Here is a 17,741-nt window from a genome sequence, read left to right as displayed (position 1 = left end):
GCCATGCTGAACCTTGCCGAATACCGCCAGCGGCCCGCCTTGCTGGCCGACTGGCTGCCCTGGGCAGGGCTGGTCGCGCCGGGTGTCGTCTTGAACAAGGACGGCAGTTTTCAGCGCACGGCGCGCTTTCGCGGGCCGGATCTGGACAGCGCCACGCAGGGCGAGTTGATCGCCACCACGGCGCGGCTGAACAACGCGCTGCGCCGGCTGGGATCGGGCTGGGCGCTGTTCATCGAGGCCGAGCGCCGGCCGGCGGCGGATTACCCGCATTCCGACTTCCCCGAACCGCTGTCTTGGCTGGTGGACGAGGAACGCCGCGCAGCCTTCGAGGAATCGGGCAACCACTACGAAAGCAGCTACCACCTGACGCTGGCCTACCTGCCGCCGGAGGAATCGCGCGCCCGTGCGGCCAAGCTGCTCTACGAGCATGCGCCGGGCGATGGCGTGGACTGGCGGGGCCGACTCGATGCCTTCGTGGCGGAAACCGATCGGGTTTTCGACCTGCTCGATGGCGTGATGCCGGAAATCGCCTGGCTGGATGACGCGCAGACGCTGACCTACCTGCACGCCACGGTTTCGGCGCGACGCTACCGACTGGCCGTGCCCGAAGTGCCTTTCCACCTCGACGCACTGCTGGCCGATTCCGCCCTGGTCGGGGGCCTCGCGCCCATGCTGGGCGACCAGCACCTGCGCGTGGTGTCGGTGCGCGGTTTCCCGACTTCCACCTGGCCGGGCCTGCTGGACGACCTCAACCGCCTGGGCTTTGCCTATCGCTGGAGTACCCGATTCCTCTGCCTCGACAAAGCCGAGGCGGAAAAGGAACTGGGCCGCCTGCGCCGCCAGTGGTTCGCCAAGCGCAAGAACGTCATCGCGCTACTGCGCGAAACGATCTTTCAGCAGGAAAGCCCGCTGGTCGATACCGACGCGAGCAACAAGGCGGCCGACGCCGATGCTGCCTTGCAGGAGCTGGGCAGCGATCAAGTCGCCTTCGGCTACCTCACCGCCACGGTGACGGTGCTCGATACCGACCCGACCGTGGCCGACGAGAAGCTGCGCATGGTGGAGCGCGTGATTCAGGGCCGGGGTTTCGTGACCATCCCCGAAACGCTCAACGCCGTCGATGCGTGGCTGTCGTCCATCCCCGGCAACGCCTATGCCAACGTGCGCCAGCCCATCGTCTCGACGCTGAACCTGGCGCACATGATGCCAGTCTCGGCGGTGTGGGCCGGCCCCGAGCGCAACAAGCATCTGGACGGCCCGCCGCTGATCGTCACGCGCACCGATGGCGCGACGCCGTTCCGGCTGGTGACGCACATCGGCGACGTGGGGCACACGATGATCGTCGGCCCGACCGGCATGGGCAAGTCGGTCTTGGTCGCCATGATGGCCATGCAGTTCCGCCGCTATCGCGGCTCGCGCGTCTTTGTCTTTGACGTGGGGCGATCCATACGCGCCGCTACTTTGGGCCTGGGTGGCGAGCACTACGACCTCAGTGCGGATGGCGAGATCGCCTTTCAGCCGCTCGCCCGCATCGACCGAGAGGGCTACCGCACCTGGGCCGCCGAATGGATCGAAGGGCGCCTGCTGCACGAAGGTGTGACCGTGGGCCCCGACGAGAAGGCCGCCATCTGGTCGGCGCTCGGCAGCCTGGCCGGTGCGCCCGTGGAACAGCGCACGCTGACCGGCCTGTCCGTCTTGCTGCAATCGAACGTGCTGCGCCAGGCGCTCGCGCCCTACGTGCTCGGTGGCGCGCACGGCAAGTTGCTGGATGCAGACCACGACCGGCTGGGCAGCGCGGATGTGCAGTGCTTCGAGATGGAAGAACTCATGCACAGCAAGGCCGCCGTGCTGGCTGTTCTGAACTACCTCTTTGCCCGCCTGGAAGAACGATTCGATGGCTCGCCAACGATGCTTTTTCTCGGGGAGGCGTGGGTCTTTCTGGACGATCCCGTATTCGCGGCCCGGCTTCGGCAATGGCTCAAGACCTTGCGAAAGAAGCAGGTTTCCGTCGTTTTCGATACGCAGTCGCTCGCGGACGTCAAAGAGTCATCCATCGCACCGGCAGTCATCGAAAGCTGCGCGAGCCGTATTTTTCTTCCTAACCCACAGGCCACCGAGCCGCAGATCCGCACGATCTACGAGGGCTTCGGCCTCAACAGCCGGCAGATCGAAATCGTCGCCACCGCGCAGCCCAAGCGCGACTACTACTACCAATCGCGCCTCGGAAACCGCCTGTTCGACCTCGATCTGGGGCCGGCCGCGCTCGCCTTCGCGGGCGCATCCACACCGCAAGACCAGCGCGACATAGAGCGCGTGCTGACGCAGGCCGGCGCTCCCGGCTTCGCCGGTGCGTGGCTGCGCCATCGCGGCCTCGATTGGGCCGCCGACCTGCTGCCGTCCTCACCGGCGGCGGCTTCTTTCCTCGCTTCTCAACTACCGGAGGTTTCACCATGAAGACCAAGCCCCGTTTGCTGTCCGTCTCGCTTGCCGCCGTGCTGTCGGTGTCGCTGCTGGCCGTCCAGCCCGCATCCGCGCTGACGGTGTTCGATCCGTCGAACTTCGTGCAGAACACGCTGACCGCCATCCGCACGCTGGAGCAGATCAATAACCAGATCAACCAACTTCAGAACGAAGCGCAGATGCTGATGAACCAGGCGCGCAACCTGGCGAATCTGGACTTCAACATCGTCAACCGGCTGCGCTCGACGCTGGCGACCACCGAGCGCCTGATCGCCGAGGCGCGCGGCCTGGCCTACGACGTGCAGAGCATGGATGCCACGTTCGCCCGCCTATACCCGGAGCAGTACGCGGCCACCATCAGCGGCGACCAGATGCTGCGCGACGCGCAGGAACGCTGGAAGAACACCTTGAACGGCCTGCATACAGCCATGCGGATGCAGGCGCAGGTGTCGCAGAACCTGACCCAAGACGAAAGCGCGCTGGCCGATCTAGTCAGCCAGAGCCAGTCCGCCACCGGCGCGCTGCAAGCCATGCAGGCGACGAACCAGCTTCTCGCCTTGCAGGCCAAGCAGTCCATCCAGGCGCAGCAGCTCCAGATCACCCAAGACCGGGCGGCATCGCTGGAACTGGCGCGGCAGGCGGCGGCCACGGAGCGCGCCCGCGAAGTGCGGCGGCGCTTCCTGGGCACCGGCACGCCGTACACGCCGCAGTCCGTCAACTTCTACAACAACTGACGGGAGGCGGCCATGCGATGCGTTCCCGTTCTGTCGGTTTCGCTGCTGGCCGTGCTGCTGACCGCTTGCGGCCAGTCGTCCGACCAACAAAGGGCCGACGACCTGGCCGCCACCTTGGCCGCCGATCCCGTGCGGCTCAAGGCGCTGCGCACCCGATGCGAAGCCGACCGGCAAGCCGCAGGCGAAGACACCTGCCGGGCCGCCGCCGAAGCCTTCCGGCGGCGGTTCTTCGCCGGCCAGACCGGGCCGGACGAATACCGGACGCTGGCCGAACTGCCACCGATTCCGGCGAGCTTCGACACACCCATTGACGACGCGCCGGAAGGCGATGCGCCGCCCGCGGCTACGGAGGACACGCCATGAACGACGTGACCATCATTGACCGTTTCCTCGATACCTTCTCGCGCTACATCGACTCGGGTTTCGGGTTGCTGCATGGCGAAGTGGCGTTCCTGACGGCCACGCTGATCGTCATCGACATGACCATCGCCGGCCTGTATTGGGCCATGAGCCATGCCACCGGCCAGGGCGAGGACGTGATCGCCAAGCTGCTGCGCAAGGTGCTTTACGTCGGTGCCTTCGCCTACATCATCAACAACTTCAACTGGCTGGCCGGCATCGTGTTCCGGTCGTTCGCCGGCCTGGGCCTGACGGCCACCGGCTCGGCCATCACGATGGAGAACTTCTTGAAACCCGGCCGGCTGGCGAAGACGGGCATCGACGCTGGGGCGCCGATTCTGGAACAGATCGGCGATATGGCCGGCTTTCCCGAAGTGTTCGTGAACCTCGACCCCATCGTGGTGCTGTTCCTGGCCTGGCTGGTGGTGATTCTCTGCTTCTTCGTCCTGGCGGTGCAGCTTTTCATCACGCTGATCGAGTTCAAGCTGACCACGCTCGCCGGTTTCGTCTTGATCCCGTTTGCACTCTGGAACAAAACCTCGTTCCTCGCGGAAAAGGTGCTCGGCAATGTGGTGTCGTCGGGCATCAAGGTCTTGGTGCTGGCCGTCATCGTCGGCATCGGCTCGGGCCTGTTCGCGGAGTTCCAGGTTCATCCCGACGATCCTTCCATCGACCACGCGCTGGTCGTGATGCTGGCCTCGCTCGCGTTGCTGGCGCTGGGCATCTTCGGCCCCGGCATCGCCACGGGCCTGGTATCCGGTGCGCCGCAGCTCGGCGCGGGCGCGATGGCCGGCGCAGCCGTCGGCGCGGTCGGCACAGGTGTTGCCATTGGTGCCGCCGCGACCGGCGTGGGCGGTGCCGTGGCCGCCGGGGCGCGGATGGCGCCGGCCGCCGCGAAGCTGGCCGGTGCCGGGGCGCGTGCCGCGACCTCGGCGGCTGGCAGCGCGAAGTCGGCCTTCCAGGCCGGTTCCGCCGCTGCGGGCGGCGGGGCCAAGGGCGCGGTGGCTGGCCTCGGTAATGTCGCCAAGACCGGCGCGCAGGCCGCAGGCCGCCGCGCTGCGTCCGGCGCTTCCGCTGCCGGGCAGAAGGTGGCTGATTCCTTCCGGGCTGGCTGGAACGGCACCGATGCCGGCGCCAGCGCTGCCGGTTCCGGCCAGGCCGCCGCAGGCGAAGGCGTGGACGGCGCCGCCAGCGCGCCCAAGCAAGAGCAACCCGCCTGGGCCAAGCGGATGCACCGCCGCCAGCAGATCACCCATGCCGCGACCACCGCCGCCCACACGCTGCGCGGTGGCGACGGTGGCGGCTCGGGCCAAGGCCCGAGCCTGCGCACCGATGAATGACGCGATACCTGACCCTCAAGGAGAACACCAATGCGATTCAAACGCCCGCAGGTGCGCTATGCCGATACGCCGCAGCCTGCCACCCCATATCAATCCGCCGCCCAGGTGTGGGACGAGCGCATCGGCTCGGCCCGCGTCCAGGCCAAGAACTGGCGATTCATGGCCTTCGGCTGCCTCACCCTCGCGCTGCTGATGGCCAGCGGCCTGGTGTGGCGCTCGGCGCAGTCCATCGTCACACCCTATGTCATCGAGGTCGATCAGTCAGGGCAGGTGCGCGCCGTGGGCGAGGCGGCGACGCCGTACCGGCCCGCCGATGCGCAGATCGCGCACCACCTGGCGCGCTTTGTGACGCTGGTGCGCTCGCTGTCCATCGACCCCATCGTCGTGCGGCAGAACTGGCTGGATGCCTACGACTACACCACCGACAAGGGGGCGGCGGTGCTCAACGACTACGCCAGCAAAAACGATCCCTTCGCCCGCATCGGCAAGGAATCGGTCACGGTGCAGATCACCAGCGTTGTCCGCGCCAGCGACACGTCTTTCAACGTGCGCTGGACGGAACAGCGGTTCATCAACGGCGCACCCGCCGGCACAGAGCGGTGGAACGCCGTGCTGTCCACCGTTCTGCAAACCCCGCGCACCGAACAGCGCCTGCGCAAGAACCCGCTGGGTATCTACGTCAATGGCCTGTCGTGGAGCCGCGAACTGGATTCTTCCGAAGGAGCCAAGCCATGAATGCACTTTTCCGTCAATCCGTTTTGCCATTGATTTTGCTTGCCCTCGCGGGCTGCGCCTCGCAGGGCAAGCCGCCGCCGTCCATCTCGCTCGATGAGCCGGTGCAGGCGCAACCGCTGCCGGAGCCACCCGCGCCGGTGGAAGTGGTTGCCGTGCCCGAGCCGCTGGCGCTCCCGGCACAGTTGAAGCCTCAGCCTGAAGTGGACGCGTCCCCGGCCGTGCCGGAGCCGACCGACGAGAAGGTGCGCGTGTCCCGCGCCAACGCCGAGGCACGTATCGCGCCGACCCGCGAGGGTTACATCAATGCGATTCAGGTCTGGCCCTTCACCGATGGCGCGCTCTATCAGGTCTATGCGTCCGTAGGCCGCGTAACCGTGATCGCGCTCCAACCCGGCGAGGAACTGGTGACGGTGGCCGCAGGCGATACCGTCCGGTGGATTGTGGGTGACACATCCAGCGGCAGCGGCGAGGCGCTGCGCGTCAATGTGCTGGTCAAACCGATCCGCTCGGGCCTCAAGACCAATCTGGTCATCACCACCAGCCGCCGCACGTACCTGCTGGAGCTGACCTCGACGGAGAAGGCGTGGATGGCCTCGGTGTCCTGGGACTACCCGAAAGACCGGATGCTGGCCTTGCAGCGCCAGTCGCAGGCGGCCAGCGCCGCCGCGCCGGTCGATACCGGCCTGTCGCTGGAGAAGATCCGTTTCCGCTACGCGGTGTCGGGCAGCAATCCGCCGTGGAAGCCGCTGCGCGCCTTCGATGACGGCGAGAAGGTCTATATCCAGTTCCCGGCGGGCATCGCTCAGGGCGAACTGCCGCCGCTGTTCGTCATTGGCGCGCAGGGCGACGGGCAACTGGTGAACTACCGTTTCCGCTCGCCGTACTACATCGTGGATCGGCTGTTCGGTGCGGCCGAACTGCGCCTGGGCGGCGACGGCGGCGACGTGGTGCGGATCGAGCGCACCGATGGCGTGGCGCGGAGGAACTGACCATGAGCCAGGACGATACCCCCGACCTTGCCGCCCCGCAGGCGGCGAAGGTGGCGCCCGAGGCGGTGGCGCTGCGCGCCCAGCCGCGCCCGGTGACGCGCCTGAACCGGCGCACGCTCGCCATCCTCGCAGGCACCCTGGCGGTCGCCGTGCTCGGCGCGCTGATGTGGTCGCTGCAACCGCAGCGGCGCGGCGCTGGCGAGCAGACCGAGCTTTACAACGTCGATCGCGTGTCGAAGTCGGAAGGTCTGGACGGGTTGCCGGCGGATTACTCCAAGCTGCCGCCGGCCTTGCCGCCTGCCGTGCCGGAGCTGGGGCCGCCACTGCCGGGCGATCTTGGCCCGGCCATCGTGAAATCGCAGCAACCGGTGACGGCCGCCTACGCGGCCCCCGGCCACGATCCGAACGACGCGCTGCGCAAGGAAGCCGAAGCGGCCGCGGCCTCGTCCGTGTTCTTCCGCTCGGGTGCGCAGAAGGCCGCGCCGGTGGCGCAGTCGCAGGTGGCCGCTGCGCCGGGCTTCGCCGCCAATGCGGCCTTCGACCCAATGGCCGCCGGGCCGGCCTCGACGCCGGCCCAGCCTGCCGACCCGACCGCCGTGCAGAATCGGCAAGATCAGAAGGAGGCTTTCCTGAAAGGTGGTTCTACTGAAACCCGTAATTCCGGCAATCTGACCCTGCCGGCTTCGCCGTATCAGGTCATGGCCGGAACGGTGGTCGCCGGCGCGCTGGTGACGGGCATCAAGTCGGACTTGCCGGGTGACGTGATCGCCACGGTGACGGAGCCGGTCTATGACACGGCCAGCGGGCGTTTCCTGCTGATCCCGCAAGGCTCGCGCATCCTGGGGCGCTACAACAGTTCGGTCAGCTACGGACAGAGCCGCGTGCAGGTGGTGTGGAACCGGATCATCCTGCCCGACACGTCATCGCTCACGCTCGATAACCTCGTCGGCACCGATCCGGCCGGCTATGCCGGGCTGGAAGACGACGTGGACTGGCATTGGGATCGCATCTTTGCCGGTGCGGCGCTGACCACGCTGCTGGGCATCGGCGCCGAGCTGGCCGCGCCGGAGAACCGCCAGGACGGTGATCGCGTCATCATCGCCGGGCGCGACAGCGCCCAGGACAGCATCAATCAGGTCGGCCAGGAGATGACCCGGCGCAACCTCAACATCCAGCCTACCTTGACCGAACGGCCGGGCCTGCCGGTTCGCATCATCGTTAACCGCGACCTGGCGCTGCGGCCGTACCAACCGTTGTTCTTCAATCGGGGGACTTCACGATGAGCACGACCAAAAAGCTGCGGCTCGGGCCGCTACCGAAGACCGAAAGCACCAAGCTGACTTTCGCTTGCTCGACCAGCCTGAAAGCCGACCTCGACCGCTACGCCGCGCTGCACGCGCAGACGTATGGCGAGGCGGTCGATGCAGCGACCCTGATCCCGCACATGCTGGAGGCGTTCATGGCCGGGGATCGGGGATTCAGGAAGAGAGGGTTGGGCAAGGCCGCGCCGCCGAAGCCAAGCTGATGATGGCTGTTCCCGCTGGTGCTCATCACTCGAACGCGCAGCCCAGGGCTGCGCGTTCTTCGTTCTGGAGGACTATGACCGATTGGGCTATGATGATCGCACGCGGCCGCCGCCTGCTGGCAATCGTCCCCGATTCAGCACGCTCCGGCTTTATACCGCGACGCTCTTATGTGGCTCCCAGCCCGCAACGCCGCAGTTCTGCAAAGCGGCCCGAAGTAGAGCTAAACCCGCGCCCCATATGGACTTACGGCCATCAAGCCATTTTCAAAAATGACTTGACGCCGCCAATTTTTTATGCGTGCGCGTCACCCGGCGCGCGGCCGGCGTGCTGCCGGGTGCCACGGACGACAGGCACCGCATGCGGACGCCTGCTGGCGAGGGGCGCGCTGGCGCGGTGCATCGCCAGGCGCTCGCGCCGGTCCGTTTCCGGTGACTGCAGGCGCTGCTGCGCCGATGCCGGGCAACGCGGGGTGATTGCGCCCGGGGCGCGCGGCCGGGCGCGGGTGCCGCTGCGGATGCGGGGCAACGAAAAAGGCGGCCGGAGCCGCCTTGTCGGTGCGTACCGTGGGCGCCGGGTCAGCGCGGGGACGCGGTGGCCCGGTCGGAGGCGACGCCCTTCCGCCCACGCGGTGGATTGGCCGGCGTGTCCTCGGCCATCAGGTTGTCGCTGCCGAAGTCGGTATCCACGTCCAGCCAGCGCTGCGTCGGCAGGCCGATGGCGCGATCGAGGATGGTCGGCATCAGCCCGCTGGGCACGCTGCTCTCGCCATTCCACATCACGGCGATGCCGAGGTCGCGCTCGGGCAACAGGGCGACCAGGCCGCGATAGCCCTGCACCGCGCCGGCATGGAACACCACGGTATGGCCGGCGTAATCGAACACGCGCCAGCCCAGCGCATAGCCGGCCGAGTCCAGCCGCTGGCGGCGCCAGCCCGAACGCATTTCGCCCGGCGTGTTGACCAGCGGTGCATGCAGGGTGGCCAGCAGCGGCGCCGGCAGTACGTCCTGGCGGTGCCCGGTATGCGCCAGCAGCCATTGCGCCATGTCGCTGGCGCTGGCGTTGACGCCGGCGGCCGGGGCGACGCGGTAATAGGTGGGCTTGGGCGCCAGCGACACCCAGCCATTGCGGCTGCGCACGTGCGGGCGCGCCCAGCGCGGACTGGCCTGGATGCCGGCCAGGCCGAGGCTGGCGTCGTTCATGCCCAGCGGCTTGAAGATGCGGCGCTCGACGGCCTGCTCGTAGAAACTGCCGGAGGCCGCGTAGACCACGTCGCCGATCAGGCTGAAGGCGACGTTCTGGTAGGCGTAGCAATCGCCCGGCTCGCACTTGAGCGGCGCACTGGCGAGCTTGCGGGTCAGCGTGTAGTAGTCGGCGTTGGCCTCGATGTCGCGGTCGTAGGCGTTGTAAGGCAGGCCGACGCGGTGGCTGAGCACGTCGGCCACGGTCAGCCGGCGGGTCGCATCGGGCGTGCCCAGCTGGAAGCCGGGCACATAGTCGGTGACCTTGCTGTCCCAGCGCAGGGTGCCGTCGTTGACCAGCAACCCGGCCATGGTGCCGGCGAAGGCCTTGGACAGCGAGGCCAGGCGGAACACGGTGTGCGCGTCCACCGGCTGCGGGTTGCCGATATCGGTGACGCCGAAGCCGCGCGCGGACAGCACGCGGCCGTTCTGCACGATCGCCATGGCGATGCCGGGCACGCGGTTGCCGTAGGTGAGCTGTTCGGCCATCGATTCGATGGCGGCGACATTGAAGCCGTCGGGCAGTGCCTGCACCTGGTCCGGACGCAGCGCGACCCGGTAGGGCATCGGCTGCGTCGGCGACTGCATCGGCGCGTTTTCAAGGTTGACCGGCAACTGCGGGGCCGATTCCGGCAGCGGCTGCTGAGCGGTGGGTGTCTGGGCGGTGGTTGACAGTGCGAAGGGCATCAACACACCGAGCAATCCCGATGCCACCGGACGGAAACGCCGGCGTCTGCTGTTGTCTTTCATCGTGATCGATGCCTGCTAGCTAAGGCTGTCGCCGATTCTAGCGCTGCTTTTCTCGATTGCACAAACGGGGAGAAGATGAATAGGCATCATCTTGATATTGCAGGGTTTTGTCGCTGGATCATCGATCAGGGCGGCGATCCGGCCTGCGGGTCGAGGATCAACGCCGCCGCGCGCTCGGCCATCATGATCACCGGTGCGTTGGTGTTGCCGCTGACCAGCGTGGGCATCGCCGAGGCATCGATCACGCGCAGTCCCTCCACGCCGCGCAGCCGCAACTGCGGGTCGAGCACCGCCGCGTCGTCGCTGCCCATGCGGCAGGTGCCGACCGGGTGGTAGATGGTTTCGGCCTTGGCGCGGATGAACGCTTCCAGCCCGGCATCGTCCAGGTCCTCGCGCGCGGGGAAGACCGGTGCGCGCCGCCAGCGATCGAAGGCGGGCTGGCGCAGGAGGTCGCGGCTCAGGCGTGCGGCTTCGATCATCATCCGCAGGTCGAAGCCGTCGCTGTCGCCCAGGTAGTTGGCGTGGATCCTGGGCGGTAGCGACGGCTCCGCGCCGGCCAGGGCGATGTGCCCGCGGCTGCGCGGGTGCAGGTAGCAGGCGTGCAGGGTGTAGCCGTCGCCAGGCAGCCGGTGGCGGCCGTGGTCGTCGAGCATCGCCGGTACGAAATGGAACTGGATGTCGGCGCGCTCGTCGGCGGCGAGGCGCGAGCGCATGAAACCGCCGGCCTCGGCGATGTTGCTGCTGCCGGCGCCGCGATGGCCGCGCAGGAACCAGTCGAACGCGATCTTCAGCTCGCTGGCGCGGTCGTAGCTGACCCCGGGAACGGTGCGGTACAGGGTGCAGATGTCCAGGTGGTCCTGCAGGTTGGCGCCGACCTGTGGCTGGTCGAGCTGCACCGCGATGCCGTGGGCGCGCAGGGCATCGGCCGGGCCGATCCCGGAGAGCATCAGCAGCTGCGGCGAATTGACCGCGCCGGCGCTGAGCAGGACCTCGCATCGCGCGTGCAGGTGCAGCCGTCGCCCGCCGTGGCGCAGGGCGATGCCGTGCGCGCGTCCGGCGTCGACCAGGATGCGCTCGACCAGGGCCCCGGTCAGTACCTGCAGGTTGCGGCGCGGTCGTGCCGGCGCCAGATAGGCGGCGGCCGACGAACAGCGCGCACCTTCCTTCTGCGTCACCTGGTACAGGCCGACGCCGATCTGCGCCGGTCCGTTGAAATCATGATTGTGCGGATGGCCGGCCTGCACGCCGGCTTCGACGAAGGCATGGCTGAGCGGGTTGACGTAACGCAGGTCGGAAACATGCAGCGGGCCGTCGCCGCCGTGCAGCGCGTCGCCGCCGCGGCTGTTGCGTTCGCTCCGGCGGAACCACGGCAGCACGCCGGCCCAGTCCCAGCCGGTGGCACCGGCCGCGGCCCAGCGGTCGTAGTCGCCGGCGACGCCGCGCACGTAGCACATCGCATTGATCGAACTCGAGCCGCCCAGGACCTTGCCGCGCGGCCACCACAGCCGCCGTCCCTGCAACTGCGGTTCCGGTTCGGTGTGGTAGCTCCAGTTGAGGCGGCGGTTGTCGACCAGCCGTGCCAGCCCGGCCGGCATGTGGATGAACGGGTTGCGGTCGCGCGGGCCGGCCTCGACCAGCAGCACCTGCACCTGTGGATCGGCACTGAGCCGGTTGGCCAGCACGCAGCCGGCCGAACCGGCACCGATGATGATGTAGTCGAATTCCCGCATCGCGCTTCCCCGTGGCGTGTCGCCAGCATAGCCGGGACGCAGGCCCGCACTGGCGATGTTGCAGTGCATCGGATACCGTGCGCGCTTTGTTGCGACAGGTGCAGGCCGATGCGGTCCGGTCAGGGCAGGGTACATGCGGGGGAGCGGCTGGCGGTTGCGCTGTCCTTCGCCTATTTCTTTTGCGTGCTGGCCGCGTACTACGTGATCCGCCCGCTGCGCGAGCAGCTGGCCGCCGCGGTCGGCTCGACCCAGCTGCCCTGGTTCTACGGCGCCACGTTCATCGGCACCCTGCTGCTGTCGCCGCTGTTCGCCGCCCTGGTGACGCGCTGGCCGCGGCGGGTGGTGATGCCGGTGGTCCAGGTGTTCTTCATCGCCTGCCTGCTCGGCTTCGTCCCGCTGTTCGCGTGGCCGGAGCTGCTCGGGCCGAAGACGCTGGGGGTGACGTTCTTCGTCTGGGTGAGCGTGTTCAACCTGTTCGTGGTGTCGGTGTTCTGGAGCTTCATGTCCGACATCTGGGACAGCGGGCAGGCGCGGCGCCTGTTCCCGGTCATTGCCGTGGCCGGTACGGTGGGCGCGGTCGCCGGCCCGATGTTGACCCGTTCGCTGGTCGGCGTGATCGGCGTGGCGCCGCTGCTGGTGGTCTCGGCGGCACTGCTGTGCCTGGCGCTGGGGTGCGTCGTGGCCCTGGGGCGCTGGGCGCGGCGGCATGGCGCGCGCCGCCACGAACCCGGCCACGAGGCCGCGGTCGGCGGTGGCATGTTCGACGGCCTCAAGCAGGTGTTCGCCGATCCGTTCATCCGCAACATGTCGATCCTGCTGCTGCTGGCCGACGGCATCGGCACGGTGAACTATGCGCTGGTGACCGACTACTCCGGGGCCACGTTCGCCGACGCGGTGGCGCGCACCCGCTTTGCCGCCAACATCGACCTGGCCGGCAACGTGCTGACCGCCATCACCCAGCTCACCCTCACCCGCTGGCTGCTGCCGCGCAAGGGGCCGGGCATCGTCATCATGATCTGGGCGCTGGTCAGCGTCGGCGCGCTGTCGCTGGTGCTGTTCGCGCGCGACCCGCACGCGCCGCTGCTGATGGGCATGCCGGCGGTGGCGATCGCACTGATCGTCAGTCGCGGCCTGGCCTACGGCATGGCCGAGCCGGCGCGGCACAGCCTGTACACCCGGGTGCCGCGCAGCGTGCGCTACAAGGGCCAGAATGCGGTGGACACGGCGGTATGGCGGTTCGGCGACATGTCCATCGCGCTGGGCATGAACTGGTTGCGCGTGCTGGGCATGGGCACTGCCGGTTTCGCCGGCGTCAGCGCGGCCGCCGCGGTGATCGCCGCCGGCATCGGCTGGCGGCTGTCGCGTCGCCCCGAAGGCGTGCCGGCGGCACAGACGCCGCCCCCGCGCTGATGCCGGCGCAGGGCGCGTGCGGTTCGACGGCGCGTCTCAGGCCAGCGCCAGCGGCACGGCATGCAGCGCCGCGCCCAGCGCGAACAACGCGCTCAGCAGGTGCACGCGCCAGTCGTGGATGCGCAGGAATACGAACTGCTCCAGCATGCGTCCCACCCAGAACAACGCCATGAATCCCAGCAGCGCCCGTCCCAGCGGCGTGGCGGGCAGTTCGCGGCCGAATGCCAGCGCCAGCGCGCCCATGCCCAGGAAGACGTAGACCAGGCGCAGATTGAGGATCTGCATGATCGCGCGGTTGGCCCGGCTGTTGCCGGCGAGGTCGCGTTTCCAGTCGAACAGTCTCCAGAAGGCCAGGTGGAAGGCCGCGAAGCCCAGGCTGTGCACGCCGCCCAGGCGCACCAGCAGTTCGGCGGTGTCCATGGCTCACCCGTTTCCGTGGCGCGGCGACACCCACATCGCGATGTGGGCGACGAACACTTCGGTGCCGGCGGCATCGCTGATGCCCACGCGCACGGGCAATTCGTAGCCGACGGTGGCGCTGGCGATCGGGCGTTCCGGCACGGCGACCGCGTGCAGTCGACCGCGCGCCTTGGCCAGGTAGTGCACCTGCATGCCCTTGGGGATCCAGCGCATGCCGGCCGGAAGCGAGGCGTCGGTCATCAGCCCGGCGGTCAGCTCGGCGAGGTTGCACAGCGCGATGGCATGCACGGTGCCGAGGTGGTTGCGCACGGCGCGGCGGTCGGCCAGCGTGCCTTCGCAGCGGCCCGCTTCGAGCACGGTGATGCGCGGGCGGATGCTGGCGAAGTAGGGCGCCTTGAAGCACACCGCGCGGGTGAACAGCCAGCGCCCGCCCGGCCGGCGCGCCAGGCGCCGGTACAGCGTCAGCAATGGGAGTGTCATGCCTGCCTCGTCGAAAAGGAAACGGCGGGCATGCGCCCGCCGTTCCGGTTGCGTCCGATGGCCCGGTTCAGGCCACCTGCTGCGGCTGCCGGCCGTGGTGGTCGTAATACGACGCGGCACGCAGCTCATGCGGATCGAAGTCGTCCACGGTGATGGTATCCAGGGTGATCGCGCGCAGTTCCTCCAGCAGGGTGCGCTCGTCCTGGGTGATGACCCCTTCGGCGACCGCCTCGTCCAGCTGCGCCGGGAAGGTCAGCGCCTCGATGCCCTTGGTCTTGAGCGCCTTGAGGAACTTGCGCTCCACCGGCTCGGCCATGACCGCCTTGGTCAGGTAGCTGGCGATGCGGCCACCGGGGTTGTTCTCGCACGGGGTCAGGAACACGCCCTGGGCCAGCCGGTCGCGGGCTTCGTTGGGCGACATCAGGGTGGCGGCGACGCGGCGGCTCAGGCGGTCGCCCGGGGCCTCGGCGCGGCGGCCGAACGGGAAGATCAGCGCCCACATCAGCCAGCCGATCGGGCGGATCGGGAAGTTGCGCAGCGCCGCCGACAACGCTTCCTCGATGCGGTGCACGCTGTCGTGGAACGCCCACGCCAGCAGCGGCTGGTCGGCCGTCGGCGCGCCTTCGTCGTGATAGCGCTTGAGCATCGCGCTGGTCATGTAGATGTGGCTGAGCACGTCGCCCAGGCGGCCGGACAGCGATTCCTTGAACTTTAGCTTGCCGCCCAGGGTCATCATCGAGATGTCGGCCATCAGCGCCAGGTTGGCGGAATAGCGGTCCAGCTTGCGGAAGTAGCGGCGGGTGTAGGCGTCGCCCGGGGCGGCACCGAAGCGTGCGCCGGTGAGCCCGAACCAGAACGAACGCACGGCGTTGGAGATGCCGAAGCGCACGTGGCCGAACAGCGCCTGGTCGAACTCGCGCAGGCCGGCCTTGCGGTCCTCGTCCTGGGCGGCCTTCATTTCCTTCAGTACCCACGGATGGCACAGGATCGCGCCCTGGCCGAAGATCAGCAGGCTGCGGGTCATGATGTTGGCGCCTTCCACGGTGATCGCGATGGGCGCGGCCTGCCAGCTGCGGCCGGCGAAGTTGCGCGGGCCGAGGATGATGCCCTTGCCGCCGATGACGTCCATCATGTCGCTGATGCACTCGCGGCTCATGTTGGTGCAGTGGTACTTGGCGATGGCCGAGGGCACCGACGGCACGTCGCCGCGGTCCACCGCCGCAGCCGTGGCCTGGGACAGCGCGCTGATCTTGTAGGCCTTGCCGCCGATGCGGGCCAGCGCTTCCTCCACGCCCTCGAAGCGGCCGACCGACAGGCCGAACTGCTTGCGGATGCGGGCGTAGGCGCCGGTGATCACCGCGCCGGCCTTGGCACCGCCCGAGGCGGTGGACGGCAGGGTGATCGAGCGGCCCACGGCCAGGCACTCGTTGAGCATGTTCCAGCCCAGGCCGCGCTTCTCCGGGCCACCGATGATCTGGCTGAGCGGAATGAACACGTCCTTGCCGCGGATCGGGCCGTTCTGGAACGGCGAGTTCAGCGGGAAGTGGCGGCGGCCGACCTCGACCCCGGGGGTTTCGCGCGGCAGCAGCGCCAGGGTGATGCCGATGTCCTTGGTATCGCCGAGCAGGCCATCGGGGTCGTACATGCGGAACGCCAGACCGATCAGCGTGGCTACCGGCGCCAGGGTGATGTAGCGCTTGTCGAAGGTCAGCCTGAGGCCCAGGACTTCCTCGCCGTTCCAGGTACCCCGGCAGACGATGCCGAAGTCGGGGATGGAGGTGGCGTCGGAACCGGCGAACGGGCCAGTCAGGCCGAAGCAGGGCACTTCGGTGCCTGCCGCCAGCCGCGGCAGGTAGTAGTCCTTCTGTTCCTGGGTGCCGTAGTGGTTGAGCAGTTCACCCGGGCCCAGCGAGTTGGGCACGCCGACGGTGGAGCTGACCACGCTGGAGATCGAGGCCAGCTTCTGGATGACCTTGTGGTGCGCCAGCGCGGAGAAGCCCAGGCCGCCGTACTGCTTGGGAATGATCATGCCGAAGAACTTGTTGTTCTTGATGAACGTCCACAGCTCCGGCGGCAGGTCGGCATGGACGTGGGTGATCTCCCAGTCGTTGACCATCCGGCACAGCTCCTCGACCGGGCCGTCGAGGAAGGCCTGTTCCTCGGCGGTGAGCTGCGGCCTCGGGTAATCCAGCAGCTTCTGCCAGTCCGGGTCGCCGGTGAACAGTTCGCCTTCGAAGCCGACCGAACCGGTCTCCAGCGCGATGCGCTCGGTCTTGGACAGCGGCGGCAGCACCTTGCGGAACACCCCCATGAACGGCGAGGTGATCAGCGGCTTGCGCAGGAACGGCAGCAGCACCAGCGCGCTGACCAGGGCCAGGATCGCCGTGGCGACGATGACCGCGGTCGGGTTGACGCCGGCGAACCAGCAGATGCCCAGCAGCACGGCGCCGATCACCGTCCAGGCGACCAGCCGCATGCGGTGGTAGGCAACGAAGGCCGCTGCCAGCAGCAGGGCCAGGAAGGGAACGACAGTACTCATTGACTTGCTCCGGTAACGTGCTCGGTTCGGGCGGACGCTGCGGCGGCAGCCGGGGGCAGTGCGTCCAGATAGTTCAACACGGCGGCGGTAAACGCGTCGTTGTCATCGCCTGCCACCATATGCGTGGCGTCGGGCAGATGCACGTGCCGCGCATGCGGCACCAGCGCCAGGAATTCTGCCACCGTCTGCGGGGTGACGAGGTCGCTGCGGCCGCCGCTGACCAGCATCACCGGGCATTCGACGCGGCGTGCGGCCTCGGCGATGGCGTCCTGGTGCTGCTCGCTGTCGCGCGCCAGTTCCTCCACCAGCCGCGGATCCCAGTGCCAGCTCCAGCGGCCGCTGCCGGTGGGGCGCAGCAACGCGCGCAGCGCGTCCTCGCTCTTGCGCGGGCGGTGCGGCATATAGGCGGCGATGCTGTCGGCGGCCGCTTCCAGCGATGCGAAGCCGTCCGGATGCGCGCTCATGAAGGCGAGGATGCGCTCGACACCGCGGGTTTCCCAGCGGGGGGTGATGTCCACCAGCACCATGGCCGCGAACAGGCCCGGCCAGCGCGCTTCGGCCATCAGCCCGAACAGCCCGCCCATCGAAGCGGCGACCAGCACCGGCGGCCGCCGCAGCTCGCCGGCGACCACGATCAGGTCATCGGTGAATTGTTCGCCGTGATAGGGCAGGTCGGACGGATTCCAGTCCGAGCCGCCGTGGCCGCGTGCATCGAAGGCCAGCGTGGCATGGCCGGCGGCATGCAGCGCCGCGGCGGTCGCGGTCCAGGCGCCACGGGTCTGGCCGAAGCCGTGCGCGAGCAGGATCGGCGACTTGCTTCCGCTGGTTTTCGAGGCGGCCAGTCCGATGCCGTGGGCACCTTCCAGCCGGGTGTCTTGCGCGTGCATGCGGCTCTCGGGGATATAACCGTACCCGATGGTATGGATACGCGGGGGCGTCGTCAATACTGGTGGGTATGGATTGGCGCGCCTTGTCCGGCAGGGCTTTGCCG

15 protein-coding genes are annotated in these 17,741 nt (G+C 68.4%); 9 read left to right on the top strand and 6 right to left on the bottom strand.

What is annotated here, in order from left to right:
• Positions 1-3: 3 nt before the first annotated feature.
• The 8 genes from trbE to F0P95_RS15455 are packed head-to-tail and all read left to right on the top strand — an operon-like array spanning position 4 to position 8,182.
• Entirely contained in the window at positions 4-2,454 is a 2,451-nt protein-coding gene (trbE, locus tag F0P95_RS15490) for a conjugal transfer protein TrbE (RefSeq protein ID WP_041111009.1), read from the top strand.
• Complete coding sequence (gene trbJ / locus F0P95_RS15485) at positions 2,451-3,194, top strand: P-type conjugative transfer protein TrbJ (protein ID WP_041111007.1); 744 nt, start codon at positions 2,451-2,453, stop codon at positions 3,192-3,194. Before trbE ends, trbJ begins: the two co-directional genes overlap by 4 nt.
• Positions 3,195-3,206: 12 nt before the next feature.
• Entirely contained in the window at positions 3,207-3,557 is a 351-nt protein-coding gene (locus F0P95_RS15480; RefSeq protein ID WP_041111005.1) for a hypothetical protein, read from the top strand.
• Positions 3,554-4,933: a P-type conjugative transfer protein TrbL gene (gene trbL / locus F0P95_RS15475; RefSeq protein ID WP_182334976.1), complete on the top strand. Its 1,380-nt coding sequence runs from the start codon at positions 3,554-3,556 to the stop codon at positions 4,931-4,933. Before F0P95_RS15480 ends, trbL begins: the two co-directional genes overlap by 4 nt.
• 30 nt (positions 4,934-4,963) lie before the next feature.
• Positions 4,964-5,668, top strand: coding sequence for a conjugal transfer protein TrbF (gene trbF / locus F0P95_RS15470; protein ID WP_041110574.1), 705 nt, complete (start codon positions 4,964-4,966; stop codon positions 5,666-5,668).
• Positions 5,665-6,657: a P-type conjugative transfer protein TrbG gene (gene trbG / locus F0P95_RS15465; protein ID WP_041110576.1), complete on the top strand. Its 993-nt coding sequence runs from the start codon at positions 5,665-5,667 to the stop codon at positions 6,655-6,657. Before trbF ends, trbG begins: the two co-directional genes overlap by 4 nt.
• Before the next feature lie 2 nt (positions 6,658-6,659).
• Positions 6,660-7,940, top strand: coding sequence for a TraB/TrbI/VirB10 family type IV secretion system protein (locus F0P95_RS15460; RefSeq protein WP_182334974.1), 1,281 nt, complete (start codon positions 6,660-6,662; stop codon positions 7,938-7,940).
• Complete coding sequence (locus F0P95_RS15455; protein ID WP_041110578.1) at positions 7,937-8,182, top strand: DUF2274 domain-containing protein; 246 nt, start codon at positions 7,937-7,939, stop codon at positions 8,180-8,182. Before F0P95_RS15460 ends, F0P95_RS15455 begins: the two co-directional genes overlap by 4 nt.
• Before the next feature lie 576 nt (positions 8,183-8,758).
• On the opposite strand, the gene F0P95_RS15450 is transcribed toward F0P95_RS15455, so the two are convergent.
• Both F0P95_RS15450 and F0P95_RS15445 read right to left on the bottom strand, forming a co-directional pair.
• Positions 8,759-10,171 carry a serine hydrolase domain-containing protein gene (locus tag F0P95_RS15450; RefSeq protein WP_182334972.1) on the bottom strand — a complete coding sequence of 471 codons (1,413 nt, stop codon included), beginning with the start codon at positions 10,169-10,171 and terminating at the stop codon, positions 8,759-8,761.
• A gap of 125 nt (positions 10,172-10,296) precedes the next feature.
• Positions 10,297-11,901: a GMC family oxidoreductase gene (locus F0P95_RS15445; RefSeq protein WP_182334970.1), complete on the bottom strand. Its 1,605-nt coding sequence runs from the start codon at positions 11,899-11,901 to the stop codon at positions 10,297-10,299.
• Positions 11,902-12,009: 108 nt separating this feature from the next.
• Here F0P95_RS15445 and F0P95_RS15440 point away from each other — a divergent pair, with 108 nt between their 5' ends.
• Complete coding sequence (locus tag F0P95_RS15440; RefSeq protein ID WP_232528703.1) at positions 12,010-13,311, top strand: NTP/NDP exchange transporter; 1,302 nt, start codon at positions 12,010-12,012, stop codon at positions 13,309-13,311.
• Positions 13,312-13,347: 36 nt separating this feature from the next.
• On the opposite strand, the gene F0P95_RS15435 is transcribed toward F0P95_RS15440, so the two are convergent.
• From F0P95_RS15435 to F0P95_RS15420, 4 genes are all read right to left on the bottom strand, one after another.
• Entirely contained in the window at positions 13,348-13,731 is a 384-nt protein-coding gene (locus tag F0P95_RS15435) for a hypothetical protein (RefSeq protein ID WP_182334969.1), read from the bottom strand.
• A 3-nt stretch (positions 13,732-13,734) separates the two neighbouring features.
• Positions 13,735-14,211 (bottom strand): hotdog fold domain-containing protein, encoded by a 477-nt coding sequence (locus tag F0P95_RS15430; RefSeq protein WP_182334968.1) that lies wholly within the window; start codon positions 14,209-14,211, stop codon positions 13,735-13,737.
• A 67-nt stretch (positions 14,212-14,278) separates the two neighbouring features.
• Positions 14,279-16,750 (bottom strand): acyl-CoA dehydrogenase, encoded by a 2,472-nt coding sequence (locus tag F0P95_RS15425; RefSeq protein ID WP_182334967.1) that lies wholly within the window; start codon positions 16,748-16,750, stop codon positions 14,279-14,281.
• Entirely contained in the window at positions 16,747-17,637 is an 891-nt protein-coding gene (locus tag F0P95_RS15420) for an alpha/beta fold hydrolase (protein ID WP_182334965.1), read from the bottom strand. The genes F0P95_RS15425 and F0P95_RS15420 overlap by 4 nt, the downstream gene beginning before the upstream one ends.
• Between the last annotated feature and the right edge of the window lie 104 nt (positions 17,638-17,741).

Origin of the sequence: Stenotrophomonas acidaminiphila, from assembly GCF_014109845.1 — a bacterium.
Taxonomy (GTDB): Bacteria; Pseudomonadota; Gammaproteobacteria; order Xanthomonadales; family Xanthomonadaceae; genus Stenotrophomonas; species Stenotrophomonas acidaminiphila.
Note: the sequence above shows the minus strand (reverse complement) of the source record. Positions and strands in the feature narration are given on the sequence as shown.

Bases quoted from the DNA above. Each gene is read 5' to 3' on its own strand.
- trbG (WP_041110576.1), top strand. From the start codon at position 5,665: ATGAATGCACTTTTCCGTCAATCCGTTTTGCCATTGATTTTGCTTGCC.
- F0P95_RS15430 (WP_182334968.1), bottom strand. From the start codon at position 14,211: ATGACACTCCCATTGCTGACGCTGTACCGGCGCCTGGCGCGCCGGCCG.
- trbL (WP_182334976.1), top strand. From the start codon at position 3,554: ATGAACGACGTGACCATCATTGACCGTTTCCTCGATACCTTCTCGCGC.
- F0P95_RS15435 (WP_182334969.1), bottom strand. From the start codon at position 13,731: ATGGACACCGCCGAACTGCTGGTGCGCCTGGGCGGCGTGCACAGCCTG.
- F0P95_RS15455 (WP_041110578.1), top strand. From the start codon at position 7,937: ATGAGCACGACCAAAAAGCTGCGGCTCGGGCCGCTACCGAAGACCGAA.
- trbE (WP_041111009.1), top strand. From the start codon at position 4: ATGCTGAACCTTGCCGAATACCGCCAGCGGCCCGCCTTGCTGGCCGAC.
- F0P95_RS15480 (WP_041111005.1), top strand. From the start codon at position 3,207: ATGCGATGCGTTCCCGTTCTGTCGGTTTCGCTGCTGGCCGTGCTGCTG.
- trbF (WP_041110574.1), top strand. From the start codon at position 4,964: ATGCGATTCAAACGCCCGCAGGTGCGCTATGCCGATACGCCGCAGCCT.
- F0P95_RS15450 (WP_182334972.1), bottom strand. From the start codon at position 10,171: ATGAAAGACAACAGCAGACGCCGGCGTTTCCGTCCGGTGGCATCGGGA.
- F0P95_RS15445 (WP_182334970.1), bottom strand. From the start codon at position 11,901: ATGCGGGAATTCGACTACATCATCATCGGTGCCGGTTCGGCCGGCTGC.
- F0P95_RS15440 (WP_232528703.1), top strand. From the start codon at position 12,010: ATGCGGTCCGGTCAGGGCAGGGTACATGCGGGGGAGCGGCTGGCGGTT.
- trbJ (WP_041111007.1), top strand. From the start codon at position 2,451: ATGAAGACCAAGCCCCGTTTGCTGTCCGTCTCGCTTGCCGCCGTGCTG.
- F0P95_RS15425 (WP_182334967.1), bottom strand. From the start codon at position 16,750: ATGAGTACTGTCGTTCCCTTCCTGGCCCTGCTGCTGGCAGCGGCCTTC.
- F0P95_RS15420 (WP_182334965.1), bottom strand. From the start codon at position 17,637: ATGCACGCGCAAGACACCCGGCTGGAAGGTGCCCACGGCATCGGACTG.
- F0P95_RS15460 (WP_182334974.1), top strand. From the start codon at position 6,660: ATGAGCCAGGACGATACCCCCGACCTTGCCGCCCCGCAGGCGGCGAAG.